This window comes from Vibrio sp. 1-1(7) (genome assembly GCF_013048485.1).
Classification (GTDB): domain Bacteria; phylum Pseudomonadota; class Gammaproteobacteria; order Enterobacterales; family Vibrionaceae; genus Vibrio; species Vibrio fujianensis.
In genome coordinates this window covers 100,115-126,778 of sequence record NZ_VHSP01000003.1, presented here as the reverse complement: position 1 = coordinate 126,778, position 26,664 = coordinate 100,115, and the positions used below count along the sequence as shown (strand labels likewise).

The window sequence follows — 26,664 nt, the reverse complement described above, 5'->3', positions numbered from 1 at the left end:
TCTAGTTAACCTTAAATTTATATACTAAAAACATAGCGATACTATGCAACAAAGCGTTAATAGTAAAGGCATAAATGGCCCCTATCAATCCATATATATCAATTAAATATGAAGATAAAAAACACCAGATTAATGCAAATATAATTTCTGTTGAAACGGTATATTTAACCATTCCCTTTGCTACAAGTACGTAGCCATATAACCACCCACAAACCTTAATAGAGTTCCCTATCATTTGCCAAAAAAACAAGTCCCTCATAGCGGTGAACTCTGTTGTATATAGGATCATGATAATAACATCTCTTAAGACGTATATAACTGAAGAGATTATTAATGTAATTGGCATTATAATTTTAATTGCTGCTTGCAACTCTTTGTTAATTAGAACCTTACTTTTCAAATGAGAGAGTGTTGGTAATAAATACGTAGCCAAAGACATTGTGATTAACGACAATGAGATCTGTGATAACGACCACATCGCTTGCCAATTACCAGCTAGTGCTGGTGAAAGGTTTTCTATCAAATAACTCCTAATATAAAAAACCGAACCATTAGATGCTATTATCGATGTAAACGTTATTAATGCGAAACCAAATAATTTTTTATATTGTGACAGTTCAGTCTTATAAAAAAAATATTTAACTTTGAACCAAGGTTGATTCTTAACTACAAAAATAGTAATGAAAAATACTATAGACTGATTTGTTGCATAAGCAATTAAAGATCCTGTTATCCCGTAAAAATAACTGAGTAAACAAACTAGTAATAAAGATACGATGCTCAAGGTTATGTTTAAGAAAATGTAACGCTTGATATCCTTTTGACCATTGATAATTGCCAATAAAAAAGAATTAAGCACAAAAAATGGCAAACTAATTGAAAATACTTTAAACACATATGAAAACTCTGTACTTTTTAGAAAGTAAGTTGAAATTTCATCTGAAAAAAAATAAAAAACAAAAAAAACCACAACATTTAAAAATATGATGATTTTTAAAGCACTTGACCAAATCTTATATTTATTCTGCTCTTGTTCTTTGTACTCAGCAGTATATTTTGTTGTCGCTGTTTTTAAAAAGTCACCCGTTAGCAACATAGCAAGACTTATAATATTTTGTAATTGACCTATAACTGCCAAGCCCGCCGGCCCCGTAAAAGTTGCAACAACTTTCGTAATGATAACGCCGCTTATTATTCTTATTAAAGTAGAAATACCAGAGAGTATTGATGTTTTTAATAGGTTCATATACTTCTTAAAACTTTAGCAGGTACACCTGCCGCAATGACATTGTTCGGTATTGAATTAGAGACAATCGATCCATTGGCAATAACTGAGTTTTCCCCAATAGTAACCCCTTTTAATATGCTCACGTTGTTACCAACAAAAACATTATTCTCGATCGTTATATCTGACATTAGCACATTTCCGCCACCAAAACGTCTTTGAGGTTTTAAATCATGGAAATCTGAATCAATAATTTGTGTATTCAATCCAAATAAACAATTTTGTCCAATTTTAATTTTACAGCCATCAGAAATAATACTGCAATTATTGTTTATGTGCGTATTCTCTCCAACTATAATTTGACTCGTGACTTTTCTAGCTTCAATATAAATGTAACTAGAAAAAAAACCAGGTGATTTCTCTACACCTAATTTAACGCTTTTTGCCATTTCAATTACACCTGATCCTTTAGCTAAAACAGGCTGATTTTTTATTGCTTGAATATTGTGATCAGAAATAAAATTGTAAAAGCCAATCCTTAGATTCTTACAAACAAAAAGTATCAACTTAATAATTATCTTTTTCAAAGTTTAAATCCATTAATTGTTTCAACAATTTTATAAACATCAGTTTCGTTTAAAGTAGGATCTATTGGTAAAGATAGAACTTGCTCATGAATCAATTCAGTTACAGGTAAAGATAACTTTTCATAGTTTGAGTAAGCTTGCTGCTTATGTGGCGGTATTGGATAATGCACAAGCGTTTGAATACCATTTTTTTGCAAGCAATCACACAATTCCTGTCTATTTTCTGTTCTTACTACAAATAGGTGCCACACATGTGACCTTTCTATTTTTACCTCTGGTAGCGTTACAAGTTTATTTTTAATGTTATTTAAATAATACAATGCGATTTTTTGTCGAACTTGCGTCTCATTATCTAAATGGCACAACTTCACGCGTAACATCGCGGCTTGTATTTCATCTAAACGACTATTAACACCTTGGTAAAGGTTCTCATACTTTTTATGTGAGCCATAATTACGCAGCGCTTTTAACGTATCAGCTAACTGATCATTATTGGTGGTAATCGCTCCCGCATCCCCTAGTGCTCCTAGGTTTTTACCTGGGTAGAAACTAAACCCCGCCGCATGTCCCCAATTACCCGCGCGCTGACCATTAATTTCTGCGCCATGCGCTTGCGCGCAATCTTCTAACACTAATAAATCGTATTCTTGAGCAATTTGCATAATCTCAGCCATCGGTGAAATTAAACCATACAGATGCACCGGAAGAATCGCTTTGGTCTTTGGCGTGATCGCCGCTTGAATACCTTCTGGGCTCAAGTTATAGGTATTGATATCTGGCTCAACCAGTACTGGCGTTAAGCGGTTTTCAGTAATAGCTAAAATGCTGGCAATGTAGGTGTTCGCAGGGACAATCACTTCATCCCCTTCTTGCAATTTTCCTAACTCTTTCCACGCGCGCAGCACTAAGATTAACGCATCAAGGCCATTTGCTACGCCAATCGCGTGTTTAGTGCCGCAATAGGCAGCAAATTCGGCTTCAAACTGCTGTAACTCTTGGCCTTGAATATACCAGCCAGAATCAATGACTCGAGAACAAGCTTCTTTTAACTCAGTTTTGTAATGTTTGTTGATTTCTTTCAAATCCAAAAACTTAATCATGAATTAATATCTCATATTGTTTGTGAACTACAGCTCTTGCACCAAAACCTTCTTTTTGGGTAATAAGACCTTGATTTAAATACCTACCTTCATTCTCATTTGATATACCGAAATCAAAGTACTTTTTGTTTTTATAAACATCTGAGATTAGTGTATCAATTACAATATCAAGCGCTCCGCATGCTTTTCCCCGTTCAGAATTAGCAAGATACTGTGTGTGAGCCACAAACTCGCTTTCAAAAATAATAGTTCCAGCCAAAACAACACTATTTTGTTTTGCTACATATAATTTTATGTTATCAGGAAACTTACTCATTAAGTACTTCATTTCTTCCACAGTATGTACAGATTGAGCATTATGCTTTGAGTTTAAAACTTGATTTAGAATTTCCCAATACTCTTCTATTTCATACTCTCTTTCGACAACCAAATCAGATTTTAATGCTTTTTTTATAGATCTTTTTCTTTGACTTCCGTATGGAAGAGGGTGAGATAGATTAATACTCGTTGTGACATCACATCTAATTAAGCTTGCATTACACATAAATAATGCATACAACTCTTCTTGCGATGGTATAGCGCTATATATATAAGGAACACATTTATAAATAATTTTGCTTACACCGTATTCTTTCAAACCACATTTAAGCAGGGTGAATATATCTAAAACTGACTTAACAGTTGAATGACTATTTACGACCAAACCACCGAAAGTTAAACCTTGATGACTATATACTATTTCACCTGAAATATTGGCAGGGAAAACTGCTTTAATTTTCCCCTTGTCATCAGCAATCATAAATGAAAAATCAACAAATCGATCACTGTGATACTCCATAAACTCTCTTTGATACATAAAAAGGCCATTCTTAGAGGTTTTAATAAATTCATCCCACTTGGCCTTATACGATGAATCATACTTTATTAATTTCACAACCTCTCTCCTAACTTAAGTATATCACCCGGATAAGCCGTAATATTCTCATCAAGTACCCTTAGCTCTTTAACGACAAGTATGCCGTTAGAAACCTTTATATAAACATCCCGATTTTCGATGTTTAAAACCCTACCGATATCAGTATAGTAATCCGTTTTGATAAAACTAGCTGATGTGATCTCATAAACATTCCCTCTCAATTCAATCATCGGCAATGGATAGGGTCTAACTAGAACCTTAAACATTCGTTCGATATATTCAATTGTATACTCATACTTAATTAGACAATCTCGCAAGTTACGTCTAGCTACCCAAGTAGCAGCCATTCTATCTTGCTCTTTAGGAAGTATCTTACCTTCACAGAAATCTTTAACCACACGCCCAAGTCTAGTTTCAACATAATTTTCAAACTTTAAAGAAATTTCCTTTGATGTTTCGTCATTATATTCTATCTCAAACTGTTCTAAAATCGGGCCGTCATCGATGTTCTCATTCATCAAATGAATAGTAAATCCAAGTTTTTTTTCAAAATTCAACATGGCCCAAGCCAAACTATGAATACCTCGATATTTGGGGAGCAAAGAAGGATGAGTATTTATAAAAGTCTTAGATTCTAGATCTTTACTTTTGATAATTTTCATATATCCTGCACACACTACAATCTTTGTATCAACATCCATAAAGTCTTTTATTTTTCTATCAGAAGAACGCAATATAGAGTTGATAATCTCATCATCACTTAGTACGTAAATTTTTTCAAATTCGGCTTGTAGTGATTTTAATGCCACGATGCCGCCTTTCCCTGAACCAGCAAAGATTAATTCATTCAAATGCTTCACCTTTAATTCTATTCACAAACTCATCGTAATTTCTTATATAATCACTTTCATCATAACGTTCGCTGGCTAACACCATCAGCACGCAATCTTGACTAAAATTGCTCATTTCATGCCATTGCATCACATCAATCAATAAACCTTTGACTGGTGAATCTAAAGTGACAATTTGTTTCTCTTTTCCATTGTCCATCAAGATATCACAAGAGCCTTTAACGCAAACTGCATATTGTACGATTGCTTTATGAGCATGAAAACCACGTGGTATATTGGGCTGCATACCAAATAAATAATAAACTCGCTTGATCTCAAACGGTATATTCTTCATCCCTTCTAACACGACGAGGTTTCCTCGCTCATCCCCTAAGCAAGGAAACTCAATCCATTTAATTAAACTCATGCCTGACCTTCTAAAAGTGATGAAAGATACTGCCCATAACCATTTTTAGCCATTAACTCTGCACGTGCTGCCACTTGCTCAGTGGTTAACCACTGTTGGCTATAGCCGATTTCTTCTAGGCAAGCGACTTTATAGCCTTGGCGTTTTTCTATCGTTTCTACAAACTGTGCGGCCTCTAATAAACTTTCATGAGTACCGGTATCCAGCCACGCATAGCCACGACCAAGTAGTTCAACATTGAGTTGATTACGCTTTAAGTACATCTCATTCAGGCAGGTAATTTCTAGTTCACCACGCGCTGAAGGCTGCACTTCTTTGGCCAGTTTTACGACTTGATTATCGTAAAAATACAGCCCAGTGACAGCAAAATTGCTTTTTGGTTGGCTGGGTTTTTCTTCAATTGAAATGGCGTGTTTATTATCATCAAACTCGACCACACCAAAGCGCTCAGGATCTTTGACTTGGTAACCAAATACCGTTGCCCCTTGGCCGCTATTGGCATTAGCAACCGCTTGTTGCAATTTAGGTCGAAAACCTTGCCCCCAAAAAATATTATCGCCCAATACTAAACAGACTGAGGAATCGCCAATAAAGGCTTCACCAATAATAAAGGCCTGCGCAAGGCCATCAGGTGACTCTTGCACGGCGTATTCAAGGGCAATACCAAACTGGCTGCCATCACCCAATAAACGTTGAAAACTGGTTTGATCTTCTGGAGTGGTAATGATCAAAATCTCACGAATACCCGCCAGCATTAATACTGACAACGGATAGTAAATCATCGGTTTGTCGTAAACCGGTAGCAGCTGTTTAGAGACTCCCATGGTGATGGGATAAAGGCGCGTGCCGGAGCCGCCGGCCAACACAATCCCCTTGGTATTGTGTTGAGTGTTTAATGTTGATTGTTGAATGTTTAATTCCATGATTAATACTTAATAATTTTAATGTTACTTGGTTAATATTGAATGGAATGAAATAGCTTGGTTTACTGCTTTTGAGTTTGCTGGGCGGTTTTAACAATGCTGGTAAGCATTTTTATCAGCTCTTCACTCTGAGTGAGTAAGGTTACAACATGTTCATCTTTCTGGTTTAAGTAATCAGTTTCACACAACAGCTTTAACCAATAATGGGTTTCTCTGGCTTCTTTACTAGCAATCGACATTTTTGCAATAAAGTCTGCATGACTTTGTGCGGCTTGCGCTTCATTGATATTGGCACCAATTGATGTACCCGATCGTAATAGTTGTTTAGTCAGCACATATTCTTTATGTGTTTTAACTAAATATTGGTTTAGCTTGACGATTCGAACCGCAAATTGAAACGCTTTGTCCAACACCAGATTCGAGCTCATCCACTCCCCCAACATTCAGCATTATCAGCTAACCATTACCAATTAAACATTCACCATTAATCATTAACAACTACCGAGCCGTTCACGTTGGTAGCTACCATCTTGCACATTTTGGCACCATTCTTGGTTATCCAAATACCACTGAACCGTCTTTTTTAAGCCTGTTTCAAAGGTTTCGATGGGTGTCCAACCAAGTTCTTTTTGCATCTTACTTGAGTCAATCGCATAGCGTCTGTCATGGCCAGGGCGATCTTTAACATGAGTGATTAATGATGCATGTTGCGTGTTGACTGGGTAGCCACGCTGCTCCATCGGCACGAGTTGATCCATAATCGCACAAATGGTTTTTACCACTTCGATGTTCTGCTTCTCATTATGGCCGCCGATATTGTAGGTTTCCCCCACTTTGCCTTCCGTGACCACTTTGTACAGTGCACGGGCGTGGTCTTCGACATACAGCCAATCACGAATTTGATCACCATTACCATAAATGGGTAATGGCTTACCCTCTAAAGCATTTAAGATCACCAGCGGAATAAGCTTCTCAGGGAAATGATACGGGCCATAGTTATTTGAGCAGTTAGTAACTATGGTGGGTAAACCATAAGTGCGTAGCCATGCTCGAACTAAATGATCGCTCGATGCTTTAGATGCGGAGTAAGGACTTGATGGCGCATAAGCGGTGGTTTCAGTAAACAAGGGTAAATGGTTAATGTTTAATGTTGAATTATTTTGAGTTAATTCACCATTCACCATTAAACATTCATCATTATAAATATCAGCCGGGTGTGGCAAGTCGCCATACACTTCATCGGTTGAAATATGATGAAAACGAAACGCGGCTTTGCGCTCATCGTCTAAGCGATTCCAGTAGCTACGGGTGGCTTCTAATAGCGTATAAGTGCCAACAATATTAGTTTCAATGAAAGCAGCAGGGCCATCGATAGAACGGTCAACATGAGATTCAGCGGCCAAGTGCATCACTGCATCCGGTTGATGCTGAGCAAAGACGCGATCCAGTTCAGTACGGTTACAAATATCCACTTGCTCAAAGGCATAGCGTTCACTGTCTGCAACCAAGGCTAACGATTCTAAATTACCTGCATAAGTCAGCTTATCCAGGTTGACCACGCTATCTTGGGTGTTTTGAATAATATGGCGAATAACTGCGGAGCCAATAAAGCCCGCGCCACCGGTGACAAGAATTTTCATGATTATTTCCTGAAAAAGGTTTTTGGGTCCTAGGTGCTAGGTCCTAGGTCCTCAGTATCTTCTCTTCTAAACGCAAACCTAACCAAAACCATCGCTACGCCCAGCATGCCGCCGAGTAAGGTGCCTAGCACACAAATCAGCGCGCGTTTCGGTTTATCTTTTAGCTCTGGTACTACGGCTGGGTCAACCACTTTAAAGACAAACTCATCTTGCACTTCAGCCAGCATCAGGCTCTTGGTTTGTTCTTCAATCAGTTTATAGAAGGTGGCTTGCATATCGGCCACTGAGGTTTTTTGTAGCTGCTCTTGCAGGTAATTGAGGTTTTGGGTGGTTTCGGCAATGGTGCGCTCACGCATCACTTGGTTAATTTCTGCCACTAACCAGGTCGCCCACTGCTGAGCAATATAAGGAGAATAATGAGAAACACTCACGGTATACAGGCCGCTGGTTTTATCGCTAGTAACGGTGAGTATATTTTTAACAAACATTTCATGCGCTTCTTGCGCGGTCGGTTTTGCACCGCGTAGCCCTTGTGGTTCACGCAACCAAGTTTGGGTTTGTTCATCATACACGGCATCATTAATAATCAATTGATTGGTGGTCAAATCCCAGCCTTTAGTTGCCATGAGCGGAACCAAAATATGGTACTTTTCAATAAAGTGTTGAATAAATTGGCGAGATTTAATCACTTGCGCGGCAAGCTCGGTTTGGCTACCTTCCCCACTGCCAAGGTTTACCCCCGCTAGGGCAGCTAAGCCTCCCAACTGGCCAGCCATTTTTGCCAAACCGCCACCGCCACTACTTTCCGCAGGAGCCAAAAGTATATCGGCTTTATAAATATTGGGTTGGCTAAGAGCGTAAAACACGGCACCCACGGCAAAGATGAAGGTGGTGGCGATGATGATCCATTTGCCTTTCCAGAGGGCGATGAAGAGTTCGCGTAAGTCGATTTCGTCATCGGCAATCGCTGCGGGTTGTGGTGGATAGGTTAAGTAATTAGGTGGTGTTAGTTTCTGTTGTTCCATTGGGTTTTTAGGTCCTAGGATCCTAGGTTCTAGGGCCTAGGAAAACACCCGGCGCTAGGGGTAGGATCGGTGAAATTAATTAATAGGTTTTTAGGTTCTAGGTCTTTAAGTTCCTAGGTGCTAGGTCCTAGGTTCTTTGATTCTTTAAGTTCGGAGTTTTCGGTTTTGGTCTTGTTTTTCCCTAGGACCCAGGACCTGCTCTTCCCTAGGACCTTGATCTTGGTCTTGCTTTTCCTAGGACCTGCTTTTACCTAGGCCCTGCTTTTCCTAAATATTCCGCAGAATCTTCTCGAACATAGCCTTTTCGAATTTTTATCAAAGAAGCTAACATTGCCGATATTTCTTTCGCTTCATTGAGTAACGCTAAACCTTTTTGTTTATCTAAAAATCCAGCTTCGATACCAATATAAAGTTGAGTTATCGCTTCTCCGGCAGAACCTTTAGCAATATAGAGAAAACGAGCTGACTCCTTAGCCGTTTCACGTTCCTCACCTTCAGCAATATTTGAAGCAATTGATAAGGCACTACGTGTTATCTGATCTTTAAAACCGTAATTTTTACAGGTATCGAGTAACAGATATAAGTCACAAGATAAACGGCAACTTCGTTTCCAAACCTCTAGTTTTTCAAAGTTCAGTTGGCGCATGATGGGATTCCGGTTTTTAGGTTTTTAGGTTTTTAGGTTCTAGGTTCTAGGTCCTAGGGCCTGCTTCACCCTAGGATCTGCATCCCTACTTCAACGCATTCACTGCTACACCGGTTTGATAAAGGATTTGTGTGGCGGCGGTCCAGACGTTAAGTGCGTCGCGGTAGTCGGTATCGACTGGGACGACGATGGTATCGCCGGGTTTTAATGCTTCATTACGGCGGCCAAACCAAAAACCGGTGTTAGGTTTAAATACCGAACCATCGGCACGTACGACAAAAATGCGCTCATCATCGGCTTGTTTTTTCATGCCGCCGGCTCTGTTGATGTAATCATCGACCGTTAAACTTGGGTCAAGTAAGTAAGTAATTCCCACTTGTACTTCACCCATAATAGAAACGGTATTGCGATAGGTCGGAACAAATAAAAAGTCACCATCTTCGAGCATAAAGTTAGCGCCCGCGTAGCCATCAATAATTTGATCCAATTGAACGACCATGCGGCCTAATGCTCGCTGTTTGGTTGCCTCTTCAATAAAGGCGAGGGTTTTATCTGGATCATTAATTACATTCGAGACTCGGCTATCGGCATTGAAGGTTTTTTTCGCCACTTCACGACGCATATCAGCAGCATATTGGCTGAGCAGTTTTTGCTCTTGCTGGCGCAACGCTTCACGGGTAAAAATGGCCCCTTGTGGGTGAGCAAACTCGGTTAATCCTCCGGCTCGCTGTAATAGCTGCGCTAGGGTTTCACCACGACGGATGGTATAGATTCCAGGGAATTTAACTTCGCCTTGCAAGGTGATCGTGTATTGATGTTGTATCTCTGGACGCTCAAAAACGCTAAGTCGATCTCGCGGCTGAACGATGACTTGTGCCTCACCACTGAGCACCGCATTTAAGTTAATTTGTTCAATATTTGCATGGTAATCAGTTTGGTTAATGGCTGCACGGGTCAACTCAGCACGATCAGTATATGCATTTGAAGTCAATCCACCTGCGGCGATTAATAAGCTATTTAAATCTTGTTTTTGGGTTATCGGATAACGACCTGGATAACGAAGCTCACCAACTAACTCAACAATAGCGGCAGGCTCTCCGTAACGGGCTTGTTGTTGCAAACGCAACAGTATCGGAGCTAACAGAGCGCGACGAGAGTTCGATGAGCGATCTGCACCTAGTGCTAATTGTTTGTCGGTCGCTTGTTTATCTTTCTGCGCCTGACGTTCTGCTTCATCAAGTGATTGCACGATTTCAACTGCAGTACCGTTATCTCGATCAACCCCACGACGACTAAATACAACCAGTTGATCACCATTAGATAAAACGAGATTGTTTGATGACGATGGATTAAGTAGGGCATCAGCTAAATTAAACTGTAAAACCTTTATATCCCTTTGATGATTAACTTCTCGAACTAATAAAGCATAATCTAAATCTGCACTCGGATTAAATGCGCTGTCTTGAGATTGAAAGATATCACTCACGGTCATGCCTTCTTGCCACTCAACTACTCCTGGGTGAGTCACATCACCGGTGATCTGCACGACATTCGTTAGTGGATTTGTTCGTGTTGCGACGGTTAGTACGTCACCATGATGTACAGGCTGATTAAGTGTGTTGATCTCTGTTAAATTGACATCGCGTAATTCAACACTTTCTCCAGGTAATAAACGTTTTAATTGGCTACGTTCAGCAAAGGCATTGACACGTAAGCCACCCGCCATAGTGATAAGATCTTGATAGGTGCTACCTGGCTTTATTTCATAAATAGCTGGGCGTTGTATTTGTCCCTCAATGACAGCAACGTCAGCCACCGGCGCAATCCATACAACATCGCCCGGCATCAAACGGACATCTGCACTGGTATCGCCTTTTAATAGTAGATCGTACATATCTAACGTTTGCACGACTTGACCATGACGTTTTAGTTGAATGTTGCGTAATGCACCGCTTTTGCTAAACCCACCGCTGTGGTAAATCGCTTGTGATATGGTGGTTAATGCACTAACGGTATAGGCACCCGGCTTATAGGACTCGCCCATAACAAAAATTTGCATACTGCGTAGCTCACCAAGAGTGATGTCGCTACGAACCCCGATCATCTGCTCTTGAACGCGTTGGCTCAAACTTGCACGAACTTCACTAAAAGAGAGACCTGCAACCGAAATCGGGCCAAGAGAAGGAAAGTTAATCACGCCTTCACGGTTCACCCGTAAACGGTGAATGAGGTTTTCTTTACCAAATAGCTGAACGACAATCTCATCCCCGGGGCCAATTGGATAGTCACTCGGAACCGGAGAGTCATTGGTAGGGGCAAAAGTGGACGGCGAAGAAGCAAATAAATTGACACCAAAACGTTTTAATCTATTCGCTTGAACTTCCTTACTGTTTTTATCTTGATCATTGAGATCATGCTCGGTGTCTGTTTCTCTTGGCTCTTGAGTTTTTACTTCTTCGTGCTTTTCTGTTGGGCTAGAGACTCCTTGGGAAAGATCAATACCATATTCTTTCGCTAAAGCTTGCTTTTGAGCCGTTGGCAAATTTTGAAACATACTGATCTGAGCCGCTGTAGGACCTTGTGCATAGACTTGGCTAGTGAGCATACAAAGTAATAACGGTGCAAAAAAGGTAAAGCGTCTGTCAAACATGGTGTTTTCCGATGGTTGAATAGGAAAGTGATGCGTTTTAAGTCCTAGGTTCTAGGTCCTAGAACTTAAACTGCATACCCAATTGTAAAGCGGTTAAACGCACATCATCACCAGCAAGATAATTGATAAACTCACCCGTAACCGCGGTTTTACCGCTCAGTGCGTAGTGGAAACCGACCCCAAACGAAGCCCCACTGTCATTATTGGTTTGATGTTGATAATCAGCACGCACGTAGGAATAGCCCGCGACAGCATACATCGCGAGGCGATCGGTGGTGGGCATGTTAGCTTTGAACAAAACGCTGGATAAGCCATTGATGGACAAGCCTTCTTCACGTTTTACACTGGTGGAGTAACGCCCTTCAAGTGCTAAATAATCAGAAAAGAAGTAACCCAATTGAACTTGAGCTAAAAGAGGAGAGGCATCTTGCCAGGTGGATGCCCGATATTCGGCATCACTATAAGCCAGGCTTAAACCGCTGTAGAGTTCGGCATGTGCCGAGAATGAAAATAGGCCAGCACTGATCAGGCCTAAGGTGAGGCATGCTTTATTGCATCTCATGCGTGTTCCCTGCGTTGTTAATCATATTCCTTAAGGAATTCTATTTTAGGCACGCTACCGCCCTACGTTGTACACGCATTGCTGGAGCCAGCCGATATTGTTATTTTTTATGTGGCGAAGATTATGCACAGATGGGATAGGGCTATCAACCACAAAAAGTCATAAACATTGATTTAATTAATCGAAAAATTAAATTACATTTCTATTAATAAAATTAATAATTTTCGCGATCTCGTCCTAGTCCCATACAAAGTTTGATCAGTATCACAATAATTGGTCGGTGATATAACCAACAACTGGGCAATTTCATTTATTTAAGCAACTTTATGCAGCAAATATTTACATTGTTTCGACATTGGCCCTAAAATGAGCTGTGAAATGAGTTTTCATTTCATAACATCGATGTTTAAAAATAAGTTAGATAAGGATTAACTATGAAAAAGACCGCAATGGTATTGCTAGCAACCTTTGCAATGGCACAAGGCGCAATTGCTGCTGAAACAACCGCGGCCGCTTCTGGTACCGCTGGTGGTGCAGGCGGTGCCGGTGCTGCTGGCGCAGCAGCAGGTGGCGTTGCAGCAGGCACAGCAGCAGCAACTATGGCTGCAGCCGTAGCCGTCGCTGCCGTGGCGGCGAGTGATAACGACACTGCAACGTCAGTGAGCAATCCACAAAAATAATTGCTTGCTGTTTTAACATGAATAAAGCTGCCTAAGGCGGCTTTATTTTTTACTTGGTTCTCGATAAAGGATGGTGAGATGCGTTGCGCTTATCATGGATTACTGTTTACTCTCTTGGCCTTGGTGGGCTGCGCCCCTCAAACTCAGCAACTCTCTGAAACACTTTCCGTCGCCCTGATGGGGGTTAATGATGAGCGAGCCACCGCTGAGTATGCCCAAACCCTGCCCTACGCTTCGCTGTTTGTTGGATTAGAGAATGACCCAAATGCATTACTGGTATTAGCTTGGGCCGAACCTGGTCAAGGGGAACCACTCGCCTTGAAGTGGGTGTCTAACCAACAGGAGTTAGTGGTTACTGAGGCTGGACGCATCACAAAAACAGCCAATTTAGTGGTGGGCAATATTTTATCGGTCACAGCAAAAACGCCTGATCCTCTGAGCTTAAATTTACTTGACCCTAACACCCCGACCACCTGGTGGTATCAATTGCACTGGCAACGAGATCAACAAAACTATATAGAGCCAGCGAAATCTCAATTTAGTGTTTATGGTCAACAAGAAAAAACCTTACCAACTGGCCAGCACACTTTGCTTCTGGTCGAAGAAAATGTCACGCTCACTGCCAGTCAACAGCATTATCAAAACCGCTATTGGTTAAGCCCGAGCACTGGTCGGGTGATCGCCAGTGAACAATACTTAGGCCCACAAGGGGCTCGCCTGACCCTTTCTATTGCTAAACCGTTTGCGGGAGAATAAACCATGCGTTTTATCACCTTACTCTGTGCCATGGGCTGGCTGGGGTTCAGTTTGCCACTGCTCGCCAATACGCCGATTTCTCAAGGCGAGTTTGTCGCTCAAGTTAGCGTTGCTGGCAATACTCCTTCTGTCACGCTGGTGGCTGATGGCCCAGTTAGGCTGGATGCGATGGTTTTACAAGCGTTGCAATCACAACCTACCGCGCTTAGTACTCTACGGATTGACTGGCAAAATAGTCGCTTGTTTTGTTTGCATGAACCGTTTCCTCTCGCCAAAACTCTGCTCCGAACGCTAGCCGAATGGCAAAATCGCGTACCAGAACCACAAGCGAGCGCTTGGCAACAATTGCGTAATGAGCTGCGTAAGCGACACTTTGCCAAACGCGCATTGATTACGTTAGATCCTGATATTATCCGAGTGGTGAGTGGCCATAACCCATTATTACGCGGCCAATTTTCCCTTTACCTCCCTCTGTTAGGCGAACATCAAACGGTGACCGTATTGGGCGCGGTGCGCCATTCAGAACCACAAGTGTGGCAGGCGACTTTCAGTGCTGGTGACTATGCGCAACGAGCGCAATGGCTACAACCCACGCTCGGTGAAGTAAGCGTCATCCAACCCAATGGCGATGTTGAAGCGCATCCGGTTGGCTATTGGAATGCCCAACCGCTGACAATTTTACCCGGCGCGATCATCTACGTCCCATTTAGCGCTGCCTTTGGATCAACCATTGACCGTACTGAACTGGCACACCTCAATCAGCAGGTGGTTGAACTGCTACGCCATCAACTGCCGAGAGAATAACGACGATGTTAAGTGATTCGATAAAATACTTAAGCTATGCGAGCCTGTTGTGCTGTGCTTTACCGCTCGGCGCACAGTCTTATACTCAATCGAATTTTGGTGGCACCGGCCTGATGCAAATGCCCAGTGCTCGCATGCAACCGGAAGGAGAATTTAGTGCCGCCTATAACCACAATGACGTGTATGATTTTTACACTGTCTCGGTGCAACTGTTTCCATGGTTAGAGACCACCGCTCGTTATGCACAAACTCATGACATGTTGTATAGCAACGATCCGTCATTTAGCGGCAATACCAAATATACTGATAAATCGTTTGATGCCAAAATTCGTTTATGGCAAGAGAGTTATTGGCTGCCGCAAGTCTCGTTGGGCTTGCAAGATATTGGTGGTACAGGCTTATATGATGGTGAATACCTCGCCGCCAATAAACGGTGGGGGCCACTCGATTTTACCCTCGGCATCGGCTGGGGCTATTTAGGTAACCGAGGCAATTTACACGGTGACAAAACACGCTCGAGTGATTGTGGCCGCGATACCGGTTACAAAGGTAATGGTGGCAGTTTTGATGTCAAGCGCATGTTTACCGGCTGCATGGCACTGTTTGGTGGGGTTGAATATCAAACGCCACATCCGCCGCTTTCGTTCAAAATTGAATATGATGGGAATGATTACCGCAGTGATTATCCAGTAACGGCAGGCAAAGTGACGATTCCCCAATCGACACCTTGGAACATTGGCATGAACTACGCCTTAAGCGATTGGGCCAGTGTACGAGTCAGTTATGAACGCGGCAATAGCGTTAACCTTGGCTTGCGTTTGCATAGTAACTTTTCTCACATTAAGCCGTTATGGTTAGATGAACCCAAACCAGCTTATGCGCCGTCGGCCCCTCGTACCTACCTAACCAATGAAGAGTGGCAAGCCGTAACCGAACAGCTGGCCAATGTTTCTGGCTATCAATCACTGCGGGTGTATCAAAGCGATAATGCCGTGACGATTACGGGTGAACAAAAACGTTATCGTGATCGACAAGAAGGTTATGATCGGCTCGCCCGGGTGGTGTTGAACAGTGGTATTGTCACCGAGCAAATCCGCGTGATAGAAACTCGTCAACAACAGCCGTTAACCGAGGTGGTGATCGATAGCGATAAGGCCCATCAAGTGCTTGATCAAGCCTATATTGGCGCAACCATCGATGACGCAATAGCCGTGCAAGAGCCCTCGCCGATTGATGGAGAACAACACACTCAACAGGATAAAGCATGGCAGTTTGGCCTTTCTCCGGTATTGCAACAGTCGTTTGGTGGCTCGGAAAGTTTCTATTTATTTGCTATCGGCGCGAGAGCGGATGCCAGTTGGCGCTTTAATGATCACTGGCTACTGTCTGGTAGCTTGTATGGCAATATTTATGATAACTACGATAAGTTTAAGTATACCGTGCCACCGGATGGCACCGATCTAAAACGCGTTCGAACGTTAAGCCGGGAATATTTGGAAGACACGGTGCGAGTGAACCATGCTCAATTGACCTATTTCGACCATTTAGGGGCTGGCATGTATAACCAATTTTATGCCGGTTACCTTGAAAGCATGTTTGCCGGGGTGGGAACTGAATGGCTGTATCGCCCACTCAACCAAAATTGGGCGCTAGGTGTCGATGTCAACTATGTTGCTCAGCGTGAAGCGGGCTCTATGTTTGGGATTTATCGTGATGAAGTGCATTACGATAACACCATCAATCGCAACTATCGGGTGCAAACCGGCAGCACCACTGGTCATGCTACGTTATATTGGCAGCCACAATTTTGGTCACTGTTTGATGATAGTTTGTTAAAGGTGAGCGCGGGACGTTATTTGTCAGAAGATATTGGAGTCACGGTCGATTTTTCAAAACAATTTAACAGTGGCGTGATTGTCGGAGCGTTTGCCACCAAAACGGATTTATCAGCGGATGAATTTGGCGAAGGCAGTTTTACTAAAGGCTTTTATATCTCAGTACCACTTGAGATGATGACGGCAAAGCATAATACCAACCGAGCCGCTATTTCTTGGATGCCGATTCAGCGTGATGGCGGGCAAATGTTGTCGCGTCAGCACAGGTTGTTTGACATGACAGATGCCCGAAGCCCTTGGTACAGCAGACCGGCGAAGTAAGTTTTTAGGTTATAGTGTAATTCCCCTCCTTCGGAGGGGAATTTGGTTCAGTGCAAGGGGTGAAGTTAGTTCAGTGCAAATGGTGAAGTTGGTTCAGTGCGAGTGGTGATGTTGAAAATATAAATTAACGGTGTGGAAAAACGTGGGGTTAATTCCCCTCCTCCGGAGGGGTGCCCGTAGGGCGGGGTGGTTTCGTTACGAATAACTCATACTCAGGCTCTAGCTTTTGTTTTTCCTAGGATCTGCCCTCACCTAGTGCCTAGGAACTTAGTTTAAAAAACCAACCACCCCGTCAGGCTTCGCCTGCCACCCCTCCGAGGGAGGGGAATTTGGTTCAGTGCAAGGGGTGAAGTTGGTTCAGTGCGAGTGGTGAAGTTAGTTCAGTGAAAATGGTGAAGTTAGCGAGTATTTTCGCGGCAATGACGAGTGTTGATGTTGAAAATATAAATTAACGATATGGAAAAACGTGGGTTAATTCCCCTCCTCTGGAGGGGTGCCCGTAGGGCGGGGTGGTTTCGTTACGAATAACTCATACTCAGTCTCTAGCTTTTGTTTTTCCTAGGATCTGACCGCACCTAGTGCCTAGGAACTTAGTTTAAAAAACCAACCACCCCGTCAGGCTTCGCCTGCCACCCCTCCGAGGGAGGGGAATTTGGTTCAGTGCAAGGGGTGAAGTTAGCGAGTATTTGCGCGGCAATAACGAGTGTTGATGTTGAAAATATAAATTAACGGTATGGAAAAATGCGGGGTTAATTCCCCTCCTCCGGAGGGGTGCCCGCAGGGCGGGGTGGTTTTTATGGCTATAGAATACGATTAGATTTGATGATTTAAAAAACCACGGCATTGGTATGTTCTGGTCTATTTATTGCATAATATTTGTAACGCAATTTTCAACGTCAACTTGTTAGAGACCTTATGATGCAAAAATCTATGATAACAACCGTCATCGCCCTTACCCTCTTCGGCTGTGGCGGTGGGGAGAGTGGTTCGGGTGGTGGGACGCCTGCGCCGACAGTGAAATATTATAATGTAAGCTTTTTAGGCTTAAAAGTTCAAAACAATGAAACAAATTGCCAGATTTTTGGGTATAACTCTGACCAATCTAAAAATGTAATTGCTTTTGCTTCACGCCCCGATAGCATTTATGAGATCATTTTGCACAACCCAGATGGTAGTGTGCATAAAAAATACGATAACTTCTCTACGACTTCATTTAGTTTCAAACAAAATGAAGTACCTAACAATGGCTATGTCAGCTTTGCCGAATTTAATAGCTCGGGCATTAGCCATGTAACAACTTTAGCTAAAGCACTATTACCAGAATCGTTGAATATTTACGCCAAAGGATCAGCAGCTAATAATTGTTTGACTCCAAGCAGTGCGAATCCAAATATTCAGATGCAAGAAGGATATATTAATCCTAAACGCGCCCTTGATTACTACACTGGCTTTAATACTGCCTACCAAAATTTAGATAATTTTACAGAACATTACAACTTAACTCAAAATGGTAATGAAAAGATTGAATTTCCTTCACAGCAACGTCCTTTATTAGCAGTACAGTATGCAACGGATAAAGATGGCCCTGAGCTTAACCAACTCATCGGATTTAAATTTACTCGTTTCACAGAAAGAGGTTCCGCTGCTACTCCATTAGAGTTAACCGAGCTACCCGAAGAAGTAACAAATGCTCCTTGGACTATACCTAACGACTTAACTCTAGATTCAGCAAATATTTTTGTCGATGGCCGACAGTTTAATGCACCTTATGCTTATTTATGGCAGCCACTGACGACGACTCAAAACGGCTCGTTTAGTTACTCCAATGAGATAGCTGACACAAATTATTATCTGAATATAAAAGGAAAACAGCTTCCCAATGGAAACCCAATATACTGGGGGATCCAACACGTCACTCAAGGAACAACAGAAACGACGAACCCAGGGACAAGTTTAAACGCCGATAATATTCTCGTGGACTTCCCATCTCCAGAAGTACCAAGATTAATTAGTTGTCAAACTGATAGTCAAAAACAATGCCTTCAAATTACCAGTAATCATTTACCTAATAATACCATTCAACGTATATTCATTCGTGCAAAGCTAAATTCTGAGGACCAGTTTGTTAGACAAGTATTTTATACTCCATTTCAGAATGAACTGCCTTTGATGGAATTTGGAAGTCCGGGTATCGATGGTCAATTTAATGATTTATTAAGTGCATCAACTTCATTTATGCAAACGACACAATCAAGCATCACAGAGGCTTTTTTATATCAAAATCAAGACCTATTTGGTATGATTGATGATTTTTTTACTCAAAATACCAATCCTAGGGTCGATGTTATCCCACTCCTAAAAAACATCTCTGCGCAACAAGACTTCCAAGATAAGCTCAAGCGTCACCCGTATACTTGGGTATGGCTAAAAACTGATAATAATTAAGGTAGTCGTGAATAGCTTACGTTTTAATTCCCCTCCTCCGGAGGGGTGCCCGTAGGGCGGGGTGGTTTCGTTACGAATAACTCATACTCAGGCTCTAGCTTTTGTGTTCCTAGGATCTGCCCTCACCTAGTGCCTAGGAACTTAGTTTAAAAAACCACAACCACCCCGTCAGGCTTCGCCTGCCACCCCTCCGAGGGAGGGGAATTTGGTTCAGTGCAAATGGTGAAGTTGGTTCAGTGCGAGTGGTGACGTTAGCGAGTATTTTCGCGGCAATGACGAGTGTTGATGTTGAAAATATAAATTAACGGTGTGGAAAAACGTGGGGTTAATTCCCCTCCTTCGGAGGGGTGCCCGTAGGGCGGGGTGGTTTCGTTACGAATAACTCAGGCTCAGACTCTAGCTTTTGTTTTCCTAGGATCTGCCCGCACCTAGTGCCTAGGAACTTAGTTTAAAAAACCACAACCACCCCGTCAGGCTTCGCCTGCCACCCCTCCGAGGGAGGGGAATTTGGTTCAGTGCAAGGGGTGAAGTTAGTTCAATGCAAGGGGGGAATTTAGTTCAGTGCAAGTGGTGAAGTTAGTTCAGTGCAAGGGGTGACGTTAGCCAGCCCTTACACATGAAGGATCAGAAGAAATAGCAAAGGCCGGATTGCTCGCCTATCCACATTTTTCCTGCTACTATTTGCGCAGTTTTTAGCTTGAGCGTGGAATACAATATGATCATCGTAACCGGCGGTGCTGGCATGATTGGCAGCAATATAATCAAAGCACTTAATGACCGTGGTATCACCGATATACTAGTGGTTGACCACTTAAAAAATGGCCGAAAATTCAAAAATTTAGTTGATCTAAAAATCGCCGATTATATGGATCGTGACGATTTTTTAACGCAAATTATGGCGGGCGATGATTTTGGTCCGATAGACGCTGTTTTCCATGAAGGGGCTTGTTCGGCGACAACGGAGTGGGATGGCAAATACATCATGCTCAATAACTATGAATATTCGAAAGAGCTGCTGCACTTCTGTTTGGATCGTGAAATCCCCTTCCTATATGCCTCTTCTGCTGCAACTTATGGTGATACCGATACCTTTATTGAAGAGCCTGAATATGAAGGCGCACTCAATGTTTATGGCTATTCTAAACAACAATTTGATAATTACGTTCGCCGCTTGTGGCAAGATGCTGCCGAGCACAATGAAACGCTCTCGCAAATCACTGGCTTTCGTTATTTTAACGTCTACGGCCCACGTGAGCAGCACAAAGGCTCCATGGCTTCGGTTGCCTTCCATCTCAATAATCAAATGAACGCTGGGGAAAATCCAAAACTGTTTGCCGGTAGCGAACACTTTAAACGTGATTTTGTTTATGTTGGCGACGTTGCAGCGGTCAATTTATGGTTTATGGACAGTGGCGTATCAGGCATTTTTAACTGCGGTACCGGTCATGCAGAATCGTTTAATGAAGTTGCTAATGCGGTCATTACGTATCACGGTCGCGGCCAAGTAGAAACTATCCCCTTCCCTGAGCATCTAAAAGGGGCGTATCAAGAATATACTCAAGCCGATTTAACCAAACTGCGTACCGCCGGCTGTGATATCACCTTTAAAACTGTCGCCGAGGGCGTGGCTGAGTATATGGCAATCATTAATCGTTAATATTTTATTGATAGGAAAAACAGCGTGAAAATAGCAGTAGCAGGAACCGGCTATGTCGGTCTATCCAATGCGATGTTGCTGGCGCAGCATCATCAAGTGGTGGCTTTAGACATTATTGAAGAAAAAGTAACCATGCTGAATCAACGTCAGTCACCGATTGTCGATAAAGAAATTGAAGACTTTCTACACCATAAAGCACTCAACTTTGTTGCCACCCTCGATAAAGAACATGCTTATCTCGATGCCGACTTTGTCATTATTGCCACTCCAACCGACTACGATCCACAAACCAACTACTTTAATACCTCTTCCGTTGAAGCAGTAATTCGTGATGTGATGGCCATTAACCCGAATGCGGTGATGGTGATCAAATCAACCGTGCCGGTCGGTTACACGGCACGAATTAAGCAAGAATTTCAGTGCGATAATATTCTATTTTCTCCTGAGTTTCTTCGCGAAGGTAAAGCACTGTACGATAATTTATACCCGTCACGGATCATCGTCGGTGAGCAGAGTGAGCGGGCTAAAGTGTTTGCCGATTTACTGGTCGAAGGGGCACAAAAAGAAGAGATCCCAGTTCTGTTTACTCATTCAACCGAAGCAGAAGCAGTAAAGCTATTCTCTAATACCTATCTTGCGCTGCGAGTGGCTTATTTCAACGAATTGGATTCCTACGCGGAAGTGAACGGCTTAGACACTCGACAAATTATTGAAGGGGTCGGGTTAGATCCACGTATTGGCAATCATTATAACAATCCTTCTTTTGGCTATGGTGGCTATTGCCTACCGAAGGATACCAAGCAGTTATTAGCCAACTATCAAGCGGTGCCGAATAATATTATTTCAGCCATTGTGGATGCCAACCGCACCCGCAAAGATTTTATTGCCGATTCAATACTAAAACGTAATCCCAAGGTTGTGGGTATTTATCGTTTGATCATGAAAGCCGGGTCGGATAATTTCCGTGCCTCTAGCATTCAAGGCATCATGAAACGCTTAAAAGCGAAAGGGATTGAAGTGATTGTTTATGAGCCTGTTCTTAAAGAGAGTCACTTCTTCCATTCTCGAGTGATTGATGATCTCGAAGCGTTTAAACAAGAAGCAGATGTGATTGTGTCTAATCGCATGACCGATGACCTTAGCAATGTTGCCGATAAAGTCTACACAAGAGACTTGTTTGGTAGTGACTAACACCGCTTGCCGCCGTCTATTCGGCGGCGAACTTGTCACTGTCGCGCTTGGCAATGAGCTGTTATACTGCGCCGCAAATTTAAACAATCGACCTCATTTACGCTGAGTAATTTATGCCATCACCACGCAATGACTTTGATGAACACGCCTATTACCCTCAATTTCAATGGCATTTTCTTCACCCTCGTTACTGGGGCACTTGGCTTGCTGTTTTTTTTGCCTGCCTAGCTAGCTTCTTTCCTAATAGACTCAAACGCGCCATCGCCCGTGGTTTGGCTACTCTTGCGGTTCGGGTAAAAAGTAAAGCGAATAATCGCGCGCGGGTCAACTTGGCGATGTGCTTCCCCGATAAAAGTATCACTGAGCGCGAGCAGATTCTTTTGGATATGTACGTGACATCCATTATGTTTTTAATGGGCTTTGCTTCAATGTCGCTGAGAAACAAGCAATGGCTGGAGAAAAATACTTTCATAAAAGACTTTGAAAATGTAGAACAAATACTGAATCAAGGCGAAAATGTAATTCTCTTAGTTCCGCATACTTGGGCAATTGATATCCCTGCCATTTTATTAGCATCGCGTGGTTTACCCGTTTCTGCAATGGCCAAAAAACAAAAAAATCCCGTTTCCGATTGGTTAATGCATAAGCAACGCGTGCAGTATGGTGGCCGAGTCTATGACCGTAGTGTTGGCATCAAACCATTTCTTAAATCAATACGTAAAGATGGCTATTTAGGCTACTACCTACCCGATGAAGATCTCGGTAGAAAACATAGTGTTTTTGTCGATTTTTTTGCTACCCAAAAGGCGACAATTGCCGGTTTAGGTCGACTCGCTACCTTGAGTAAAGCGAAGGTGGTTCCGTTGTTTACGATCTTTAATACCGAAACCGGTCGTTATGAACTAGACTTTTATCCAGCATTACCTTTCCCAACCGGAGATGATCGACAAGACGCTCGCATGATGAACCAATGTATTGAAGCCTATGTCACACAACGACCAGAACAGTATATGTGGATTTTACGTCTGCTAAAAACTCGTCCGGATAGTGATGAAAACCCGTATAGTAAATAAAATTATGAATAATAATAAATCATTGATAGCAAACAGCTTGATTCTATCCCCTTATTTATTCCTAATACTTGGGTTAAATTTTTTATCTAATGGTGACAAAAACATGGTGGTTTTCTCCCTCATATCAATGCTCACCAGCTTTATATTTTATGGAAAAAAAATCGTTTATGAAAATATAAAGAACCCTATTTTTATCGTATCGATCTTATTTTCTATATATCTATCCATATTGTACCAACTTCAAGGGGGAAGCCCGAGTTTATTACGATCTTTTATTGCTGCCAGCTTAGTCACTCTATTTTTACCTAAAAAATTACTTTCAAAAAAAATCATGTTAGGCCTAATATTAATTGGCTCAATGATGTTATTTTTAAATAGCCTTTACTATACATTCTATCTTGGGTTGTCACGTTCTGCTGGACTCGTCAATGTTATTCCTTATGCAACCTTCTGTTCAGTTTTTTCTTTAGCTGGCCTATATTTCTTTTTATCACATCAAGAGAAGAATATTAAGTTAATAGGGTTGATAACTACCATATTGTCTACGACTTGTGTCATCCTCAGTCTTTCTAGAGGGGTATGGCTTGCCTTATTTTTTTCTATGATAATGATGCTATTTTTTCAGTTTAGGCATTCAAAAAAAATGTGGAAATATATCCTCATTTCTATTATCAGCTTACTGATTGGTTTTTTTATGTTTCAGGATAAAATTAATCATCGTATAGCACAAACAAATGCAGAAATTCAAGAGATAAAAGAAGGGAATCTTAACACATCTATTGGGCTGCGGCTGCAAATGTGGAATGCCTCATTTCTTGTTGTAAGGGATAATTGGCTTTTTGGTGTTGGTAGTTCACATCAAATGATATTAGAAGAGTTGGCTAATCAAGGTCAAGTGAGCCAAGAACTTGTTAAGTTTAAAAATCAACATTATCATAATCAACTAATAGACACACTGGTTAAATATGGGGTATTTGGCGTACTGCTACTGATAATGATGTATATAACCCCTATATACTTAGCCGTTCATAATAAATTAAATTATGCGCCCTTTATCATTTCTGTGTCTTTACTATATTTTATCTCAGGTTTGACAGATGTACCATTAAGTCATAGCCAAACTATATATTTATATCTTCTTATAATGATCCCACTATGTTCTACTAAAAATTGACTATTCAATGAAGAACCTAACTTTTTAAGTTCTTCATTTTTCTTTTGAAAATTTTAAATTTTGTTTGAATTCGATTTGGATACACATGTAAAAGTCTAAAAAAAGAAATATTAACTTTATTTTTTATAAAGCTATCTATACATATAGATGAATCACAATATTTTTGATAAATTTTCTGCCACTCAAAAAACTGTAACATTGCAACTTGGCCACTGCGTCGAGATATTCTAGCTTTGCCTAAAAACTTTTGACATAGCCCTAAACCAATATGCTCTGGAGAGGCTACTATTAAATTATTTGCAATGATTTTATCTGATTGAATTAATTTATATTTTCTGTTATCTAATAGATGTTCAAGTGAAATATTTTGATCAAACTTCTTTATTGCCGATATAAATAATGCTTGTGTGCAATCGATAACAAAATTAGGGAATCCATCATTAATTGGTGTTACTTTCGATGGTTGAAAATCTTCAAATAAAGGGATATCCCATAAAGCTAATACATCTTCCGTTCTTCCATAATAGAAAAAATCACTAATGTGGAAAGCAACAGGAAATCCTTTAGCATATCGTCTTGTAAACGTATTACTGACCACTACTCGTTCATTAAAAAAATTGTACTCATCAGACCGTTTATAATATTTCTTTTGCAATTCAACAAAATTATTGCCAGTTAGATAGTTGTCACTTCTAATTTTAATAGCATAAGGTGTTTTTACTTTCTTTAAGCCTTCTCTTGATGAAACGATCTGTCTGTTATTATTATATTTTTGTGGTTCACCATTTATCGTATAATTACGAATATTTACTCCAGGATCATCAGAAATGACGATTTCATCATAATCTAACCCAGTTAGATCTTGTTCTGGCCAAGTTGAAAGAATTATATGTGCTCCAGGGAGATACTCCCGAATAGACGCGATACATTTTTGAGTTATATTTGCCTCTTGTGGGCGATCCTGAAACGTTTGTACCGGGCCTTGTACCACAACAGTAATATCACAATAATCCATTTTTCATTTTCTCACTTAGCTTTTCGTATTTTTTACCAACAACTCGATAGTCTAAAAAATTAAGATCTTCTGGCCCTACTAATGGCGGAGATTGAAGAACTTGATCGATCTTTCTAGCTAATGCATCAACATCTCGACATGGGACAATCCATTCCTTTAAACGTTCACCGAGAAGCTCTCTAACGCCACCAGTATCGGTTGCTACCACAGGGGTTCCTACCGCTAAACTTTCAATAACCACTGTCGGCAACCCCTCAACATCCGAACTTAAAATATATGCGCTAGCTTGTTTAAAGTAAGGCAGTAAATTATTACAAAATCCCCAGAATATTACTTTATTCTCGATACCTAATTTAACAGAAAGTTTCTTTAATTCATTAAGCTTTCTCCCCTCACCAAATATAACGAGAGGTAAAGTTTTACTGCTTTTTGCATAAGCTTTTAATAGAATATCAAAACGTTTTGTACGGTCAGGACGCCCTGCAGCCATAATAAAATTTTGGGGTACATTTTCTGTTTTTCCTTGCCGAGCTCTTTCTATTATTTCATCAAAATTAAAACCATTGTAGATCGTCTCAATACTAATAGGTTTTGCTTTCATTTTATTTAGCATATCCAACCGAACAGAATTAGATACTGTAAGTAAATGCTTAGCGCTATAAACTTTTTTGTATATTTCTTGATGGATTTTTTTAGTTAAAACTGAACGATGGCCAAGGAAGTTATCATATTTACAGCTATGCAGTACTAAAAAATGGGGAAGGTTTAATTTTCTAAAAGCAATAGAAGCGGCTCCATGCAAAAAAATACAATCATATCCCTTAAAGTAAACAACAAATTTATTAGTAACCAATCGACTTGTTATAAATTCATATATATGCCTGCTTAAAATATTTTTTAAAAAACCAAATAATCGATTTATGAAGTAAGATTGAAAAATGTTTTTTCTATCTATAAATTTTTGATAACGATCCAAAGGAATATCAGAACGTTCAGTAAAAAAAACATCAACTTGATGGCCGTTTTCTCTTAAATAATTTATCACATCTTTAGTTACAATATATATGCTTGTTTTATTATTTCCCGTAATAATAAAAGCAATCTTCATTTTTACCACGGCTCACCCTCTGATTACTACAAAAAAACCAGTGTAAATGTTATCATAGCTTTACCGAAAACAAC

General features: G+C 41.1%; 24 protein-coding genes. 9 read left to right on the top strand and 15 right to left on the bottom strand.

Annotated features, from left to right (window positions below; translation table 11 throughout):
• Nucleotide 1: 1 nt before the first annotated feature.
• The 13 genes from FKN05_RS12140 to FKN05_RS12080 all read right to left on the bottom strand — a co-directional run bounded on the left by FKN05_RS12140 (nucleotide 2) and on the right by FKN05_RS12080 (nucleotide 12,531).
• Nucleotides 2–1,246 (bottom strand): O-antigen translocase, encoded by a 1,245-nt coding sequence (locus tag FKN05_RS12140; RefSeq protein ID WP_170887639.1) that lies wholly within the window; start codon nucleotides 1,244–1,246, stop codon nucleotides 2–4.
• The gene (locus FKN05_RS12135) at nucleotides 1,243–1,812 is read right to left on the bottom strand and encodes a DapH/DapD/GlmU-related protein (protein WP_170887638.1); all 570 of its coding nucleotides are present in this window, start codon (nucleotides 1,810–1,812) and stop codon (nucleotides 1,243–1,245) included. Before FKN05_RS12135 ends, FKN05_RS12140 begins: the two co-directional genes overlap by 4 nt.
• The gene (locus tag FKN05_RS12130) at nucleotides 1,809–2,912 is read right to left on the bottom strand and encodes a DegT/DnrJ/EryC1/StrS family aminotransferase (protein WP_170887637.1); all 1,104 of its coding nucleotides are present in this window, start codon (nucleotides 2,910–2,912) and stop codon (nucleotides 1,809–1,811) included. The genes FKN05_RS12135 and FKN05_RS12130 overlap by 4 nt, the downstream gene beginning before the upstream one ends.
• Entirely contained in the window at nucleotides 2,905–3,846 is a 942-nt protein-coding gene (locus tag FKN05_RS16835; protein WP_170887636.1) for a GNAT family N-acetyltransferase, read from the bottom strand. Before FKN05_RS16835 ends, FKN05_RS12130 begins: the two co-directional genes overlap by 8 nt.
• Entirely contained in the window at nucleotides 3,843–4,679 is an 837-nt protein-coding gene (locus FKN05_RS12120) for a formyltransferase family protein (RefSeq protein WP_170887635.1), read from the bottom strand. Before FKN05_RS12120 ends, FKN05_RS16835 begins: the two co-directional genes overlap by 4 nt.
• A complete protein-coding gene (locus FKN05_RS12115; RefSeq protein ID WP_170887634.1) occupies nucleotides 4,672–5,085 on the bottom strand; it encodes a sugar 3,4-ketoisomerase in 414 nt (137 codons plus the stop codon). Before FKN05_RS12115 ends, FKN05_RS12120 begins: the two co-directional genes overlap by 8 nt.
• Complete coding sequence (rfbA, locus tag FKN05_RS12110) at nucleotides 5,082–6,008, bottom strand: glucose-1-phosphate thymidylyltransferase RfbA (RefSeq protein WP_170887633.1); 927 nt, start codon at nucleotides 6,006–6,008, stop codon at nucleotides 5,082–5,084. Before rfbA ends, FKN05_RS12115 begins: the two co-directional genes overlap by 4 nt.
• A 62-nt stretch (nucleotides 6,009–6,070) precedes the next feature.
• On the bottom strand, nucleotides 6,071–6,436 hold the full coding sequence (locus FKN05_RS12105; protein ID WP_170887632.1) for a four helix bundle protein: 366 nt from the start codon (nucleotides 6,434–6,436) through the stop codon (nucleotides 6,071–6,073).
• A 63-nt stretch (nucleotides 6,437–6,499) separates the two neighbouring features.
• Nucleotides 6,500–7,648: a dTDP-glucose 4,6-dehydratase gene (locus tag FKN05_RS12100; RefSeq protein WP_170887631.1), complete on the bottom strand. Its 1,149-nt coding sequence runs from the start codon at nucleotides 7,646–7,648 to the stop codon at nucleotides 6,500–6,502.
• 29 nt (nucleotides 7,649–7,677) lie between these two features.
• Nucleotides 7,678–8,673: a Wzz/FepE/Etk N-terminal domain-containing protein gene (locus FKN05_RS12095; RefSeq protein WP_170887630.1), complete on the bottom strand. Its 996-nt coding sequence runs from the start codon at nucleotides 8,671–8,673 to the stop codon at nucleotides 7,678–7,680.
• 247 nt (nucleotides 8,674–8,920) lie between these two features.
• A complete protein-coding gene (locus FKN05_RS12090; RefSeq protein WP_170887629.1) occupies nucleotides 8,921–9,319 on the bottom strand; it encodes a four helix bundle protein in 399 nt (132 codons plus the stop codon).
• Between the two features lie 85 nt (nucleotides 9,320–9,404).
• Nucleotides 9,405–11,969 (bottom strand): SLBB domain-containing protein, encoded by a 2,565-nt coding sequence (locus tag FKN05_RS12085; protein WP_170887628.1) that lies wholly within the window; start codon nucleotides 11,967–11,969, stop codon nucleotides 9,405–9,407.
• Between the two features lie 58 nt (nucleotides 11,970–12,027).
• Entirely contained in the window at nucleotides 12,028–12,531 is a 504-nt protein-coding gene (locus FKN05_RS12080) for an outer membrane beta-barrel protein (protein ID WP_099610803.1), read from the bottom strand.
• A 434-nt stretch (nucleotides 12,532–12,965) separates the two neighbouring features.
• Between FKN05_RS12080 and FKN05_RS12075 the strand changes: the two genes are divergently transcribed.
• The 9 genes from FKN05_RS12075 to FKN05_RS12035 all read left to right on the top strand — a co-directional run bounded on the left by FKN05_RS12075 (nucleotide 12,966) and on the right by FKN05_RS12035 (nucleotide 24,467).
• Nucleotides 12,966–13,211 carry a hypothetical protein gene (locus tag FKN05_RS12075; protein WP_099610804.1) on the top strand — a complete coding sequence of 82 codons (246 nt, stop codon included), beginning with the start codon at nucleotides 12,966–12,968 and terminating at the stop codon, nucleotides 13,209–13,211.
• A gap of 78 nt (nucleotides 13,212–13,289) precedes the next feature.
• Entirely contained in the window at nucleotides 13,290–13,967 is a 678-nt protein-coding gene (locus FKN05_RS12070; protein WP_099610805.1) for a YjbF family lipoprotein, read from the top strand.
• A gap of 3 nt (nucleotides 13,968–13,970) precedes the next feature.
• A complete protein-coding gene (locus FKN05_RS12065) occupies nucleotides 13,971–14,771 on the top strand; it encodes a capsule biosynthesis GfcC family protein (RefSeq protein WP_170887627.1) in 801 nt (266 codons plus the stop codon).
• Nucleotides 14,772–14,776: 5 nt separating this feature from the next.
• Nucleotides 14,777–16,927, top strand: coding sequence for a YjbH domain-containing protein (locus tag FKN05_RS12060; protein ID WP_170887626.1), 2,151 nt, complete (start codon nucleotides 14,777–14,779; stop codon nucleotides 16,925–16,927).
• Between the two features lie 915 nt (nucleotides 16,928–17,842).
• A complete protein-coding gene (locus FKN05_RS12055) occupies nucleotides 17,843–19,372 on the top strand; it encodes a hypothetical protein (protein ID WP_170887625.1) in 1,530 nt (509 codons plus the stop codon).
• A gap of 715 nt (nucleotides 19,373–20,087) precedes the next feature.
• Nucleotides 20,088–21,029, top strand: a complete 942-nt coding sequence (gene rfaD / locus FKN05_RS12050; RefSeq protein ID WP_161426838.1) for an ADP-glyceromanno-heptose 6-epimerase — start codon at nucleotides 20,088–20,090, stop codon at nucleotides 21,027–21,029.
• Nucleotides 21,030–21,053: 24 nt separating this feature from the next.
• A complete protein-coding gene (locus tag FKN05_RS12045) occupies nucleotides 21,054–22,220 on the top strand; it encodes a nucleotide sugar dehydrogenase (RefSeq protein WP_099610807.1) in 1,167 nt (388 codons plus the stop codon).
• A gap of 113 nt (nucleotides 22,221–22,333) precedes the next feature.
• Nucleotides 22,334–23,293: a lauroyl-Kdo(2)-lipid IV(A) myristoyltransferase gene (lpxM, locus tag FKN05_RS12040; RefSeq protein WP_170887624.1), complete on the top strand. Its 960-nt coding sequence runs from the start codon at nucleotides 22,334–22,336 to the stop codon at nucleotides 23,291–23,293.
• Entirely contained in the window at nucleotides 23,271–24,467 is a 1,197-nt protein-coding gene (locus tag FKN05_RS12035) for an O-antigen ligase family protein (protein WP_170887623.1), read from the top strand. The genes lpxM and FKN05_RS12035 overlap by 23 nt, the downstream gene beginning before the upstream one ends.
• Nucleotides 24,468–24,483: 16 nt before the next feature.
• Here FKN05_RS12035 and FKN05_RS12030 read toward each other — a convergent pair whose 3' ends face one another.
• The gene (locus tag FKN05_RS12030; RefSeq protein WP_170887622.1) at nucleotides 24,484–25,482 is read right to left on the bottom strand and encodes a WavE lipopolysaccharide synthesis family protein; all 999 of its coding nucleotides are present in this window, start codon (nucleotides 25,480–25,482) and stop codon (nucleotides 24,484–24,486) included.
• Nucleotides 25,469–26,590, bottom strand: coding sequence for a glycosyltransferase (locus tag FKN05_RS12025; RefSeq protein ID WP_161439539.1), 1,122 nt, complete (start codon nucleotides 26,588–26,590; stop codon nucleotides 25,469–25,471). Before FKN05_RS12025 ends, FKN05_RS12030 begins: the two co-directional genes overlap by 14 nt.
• Nucleotides 26,591–26,664 lie beyond the last annotated feature (74 nt).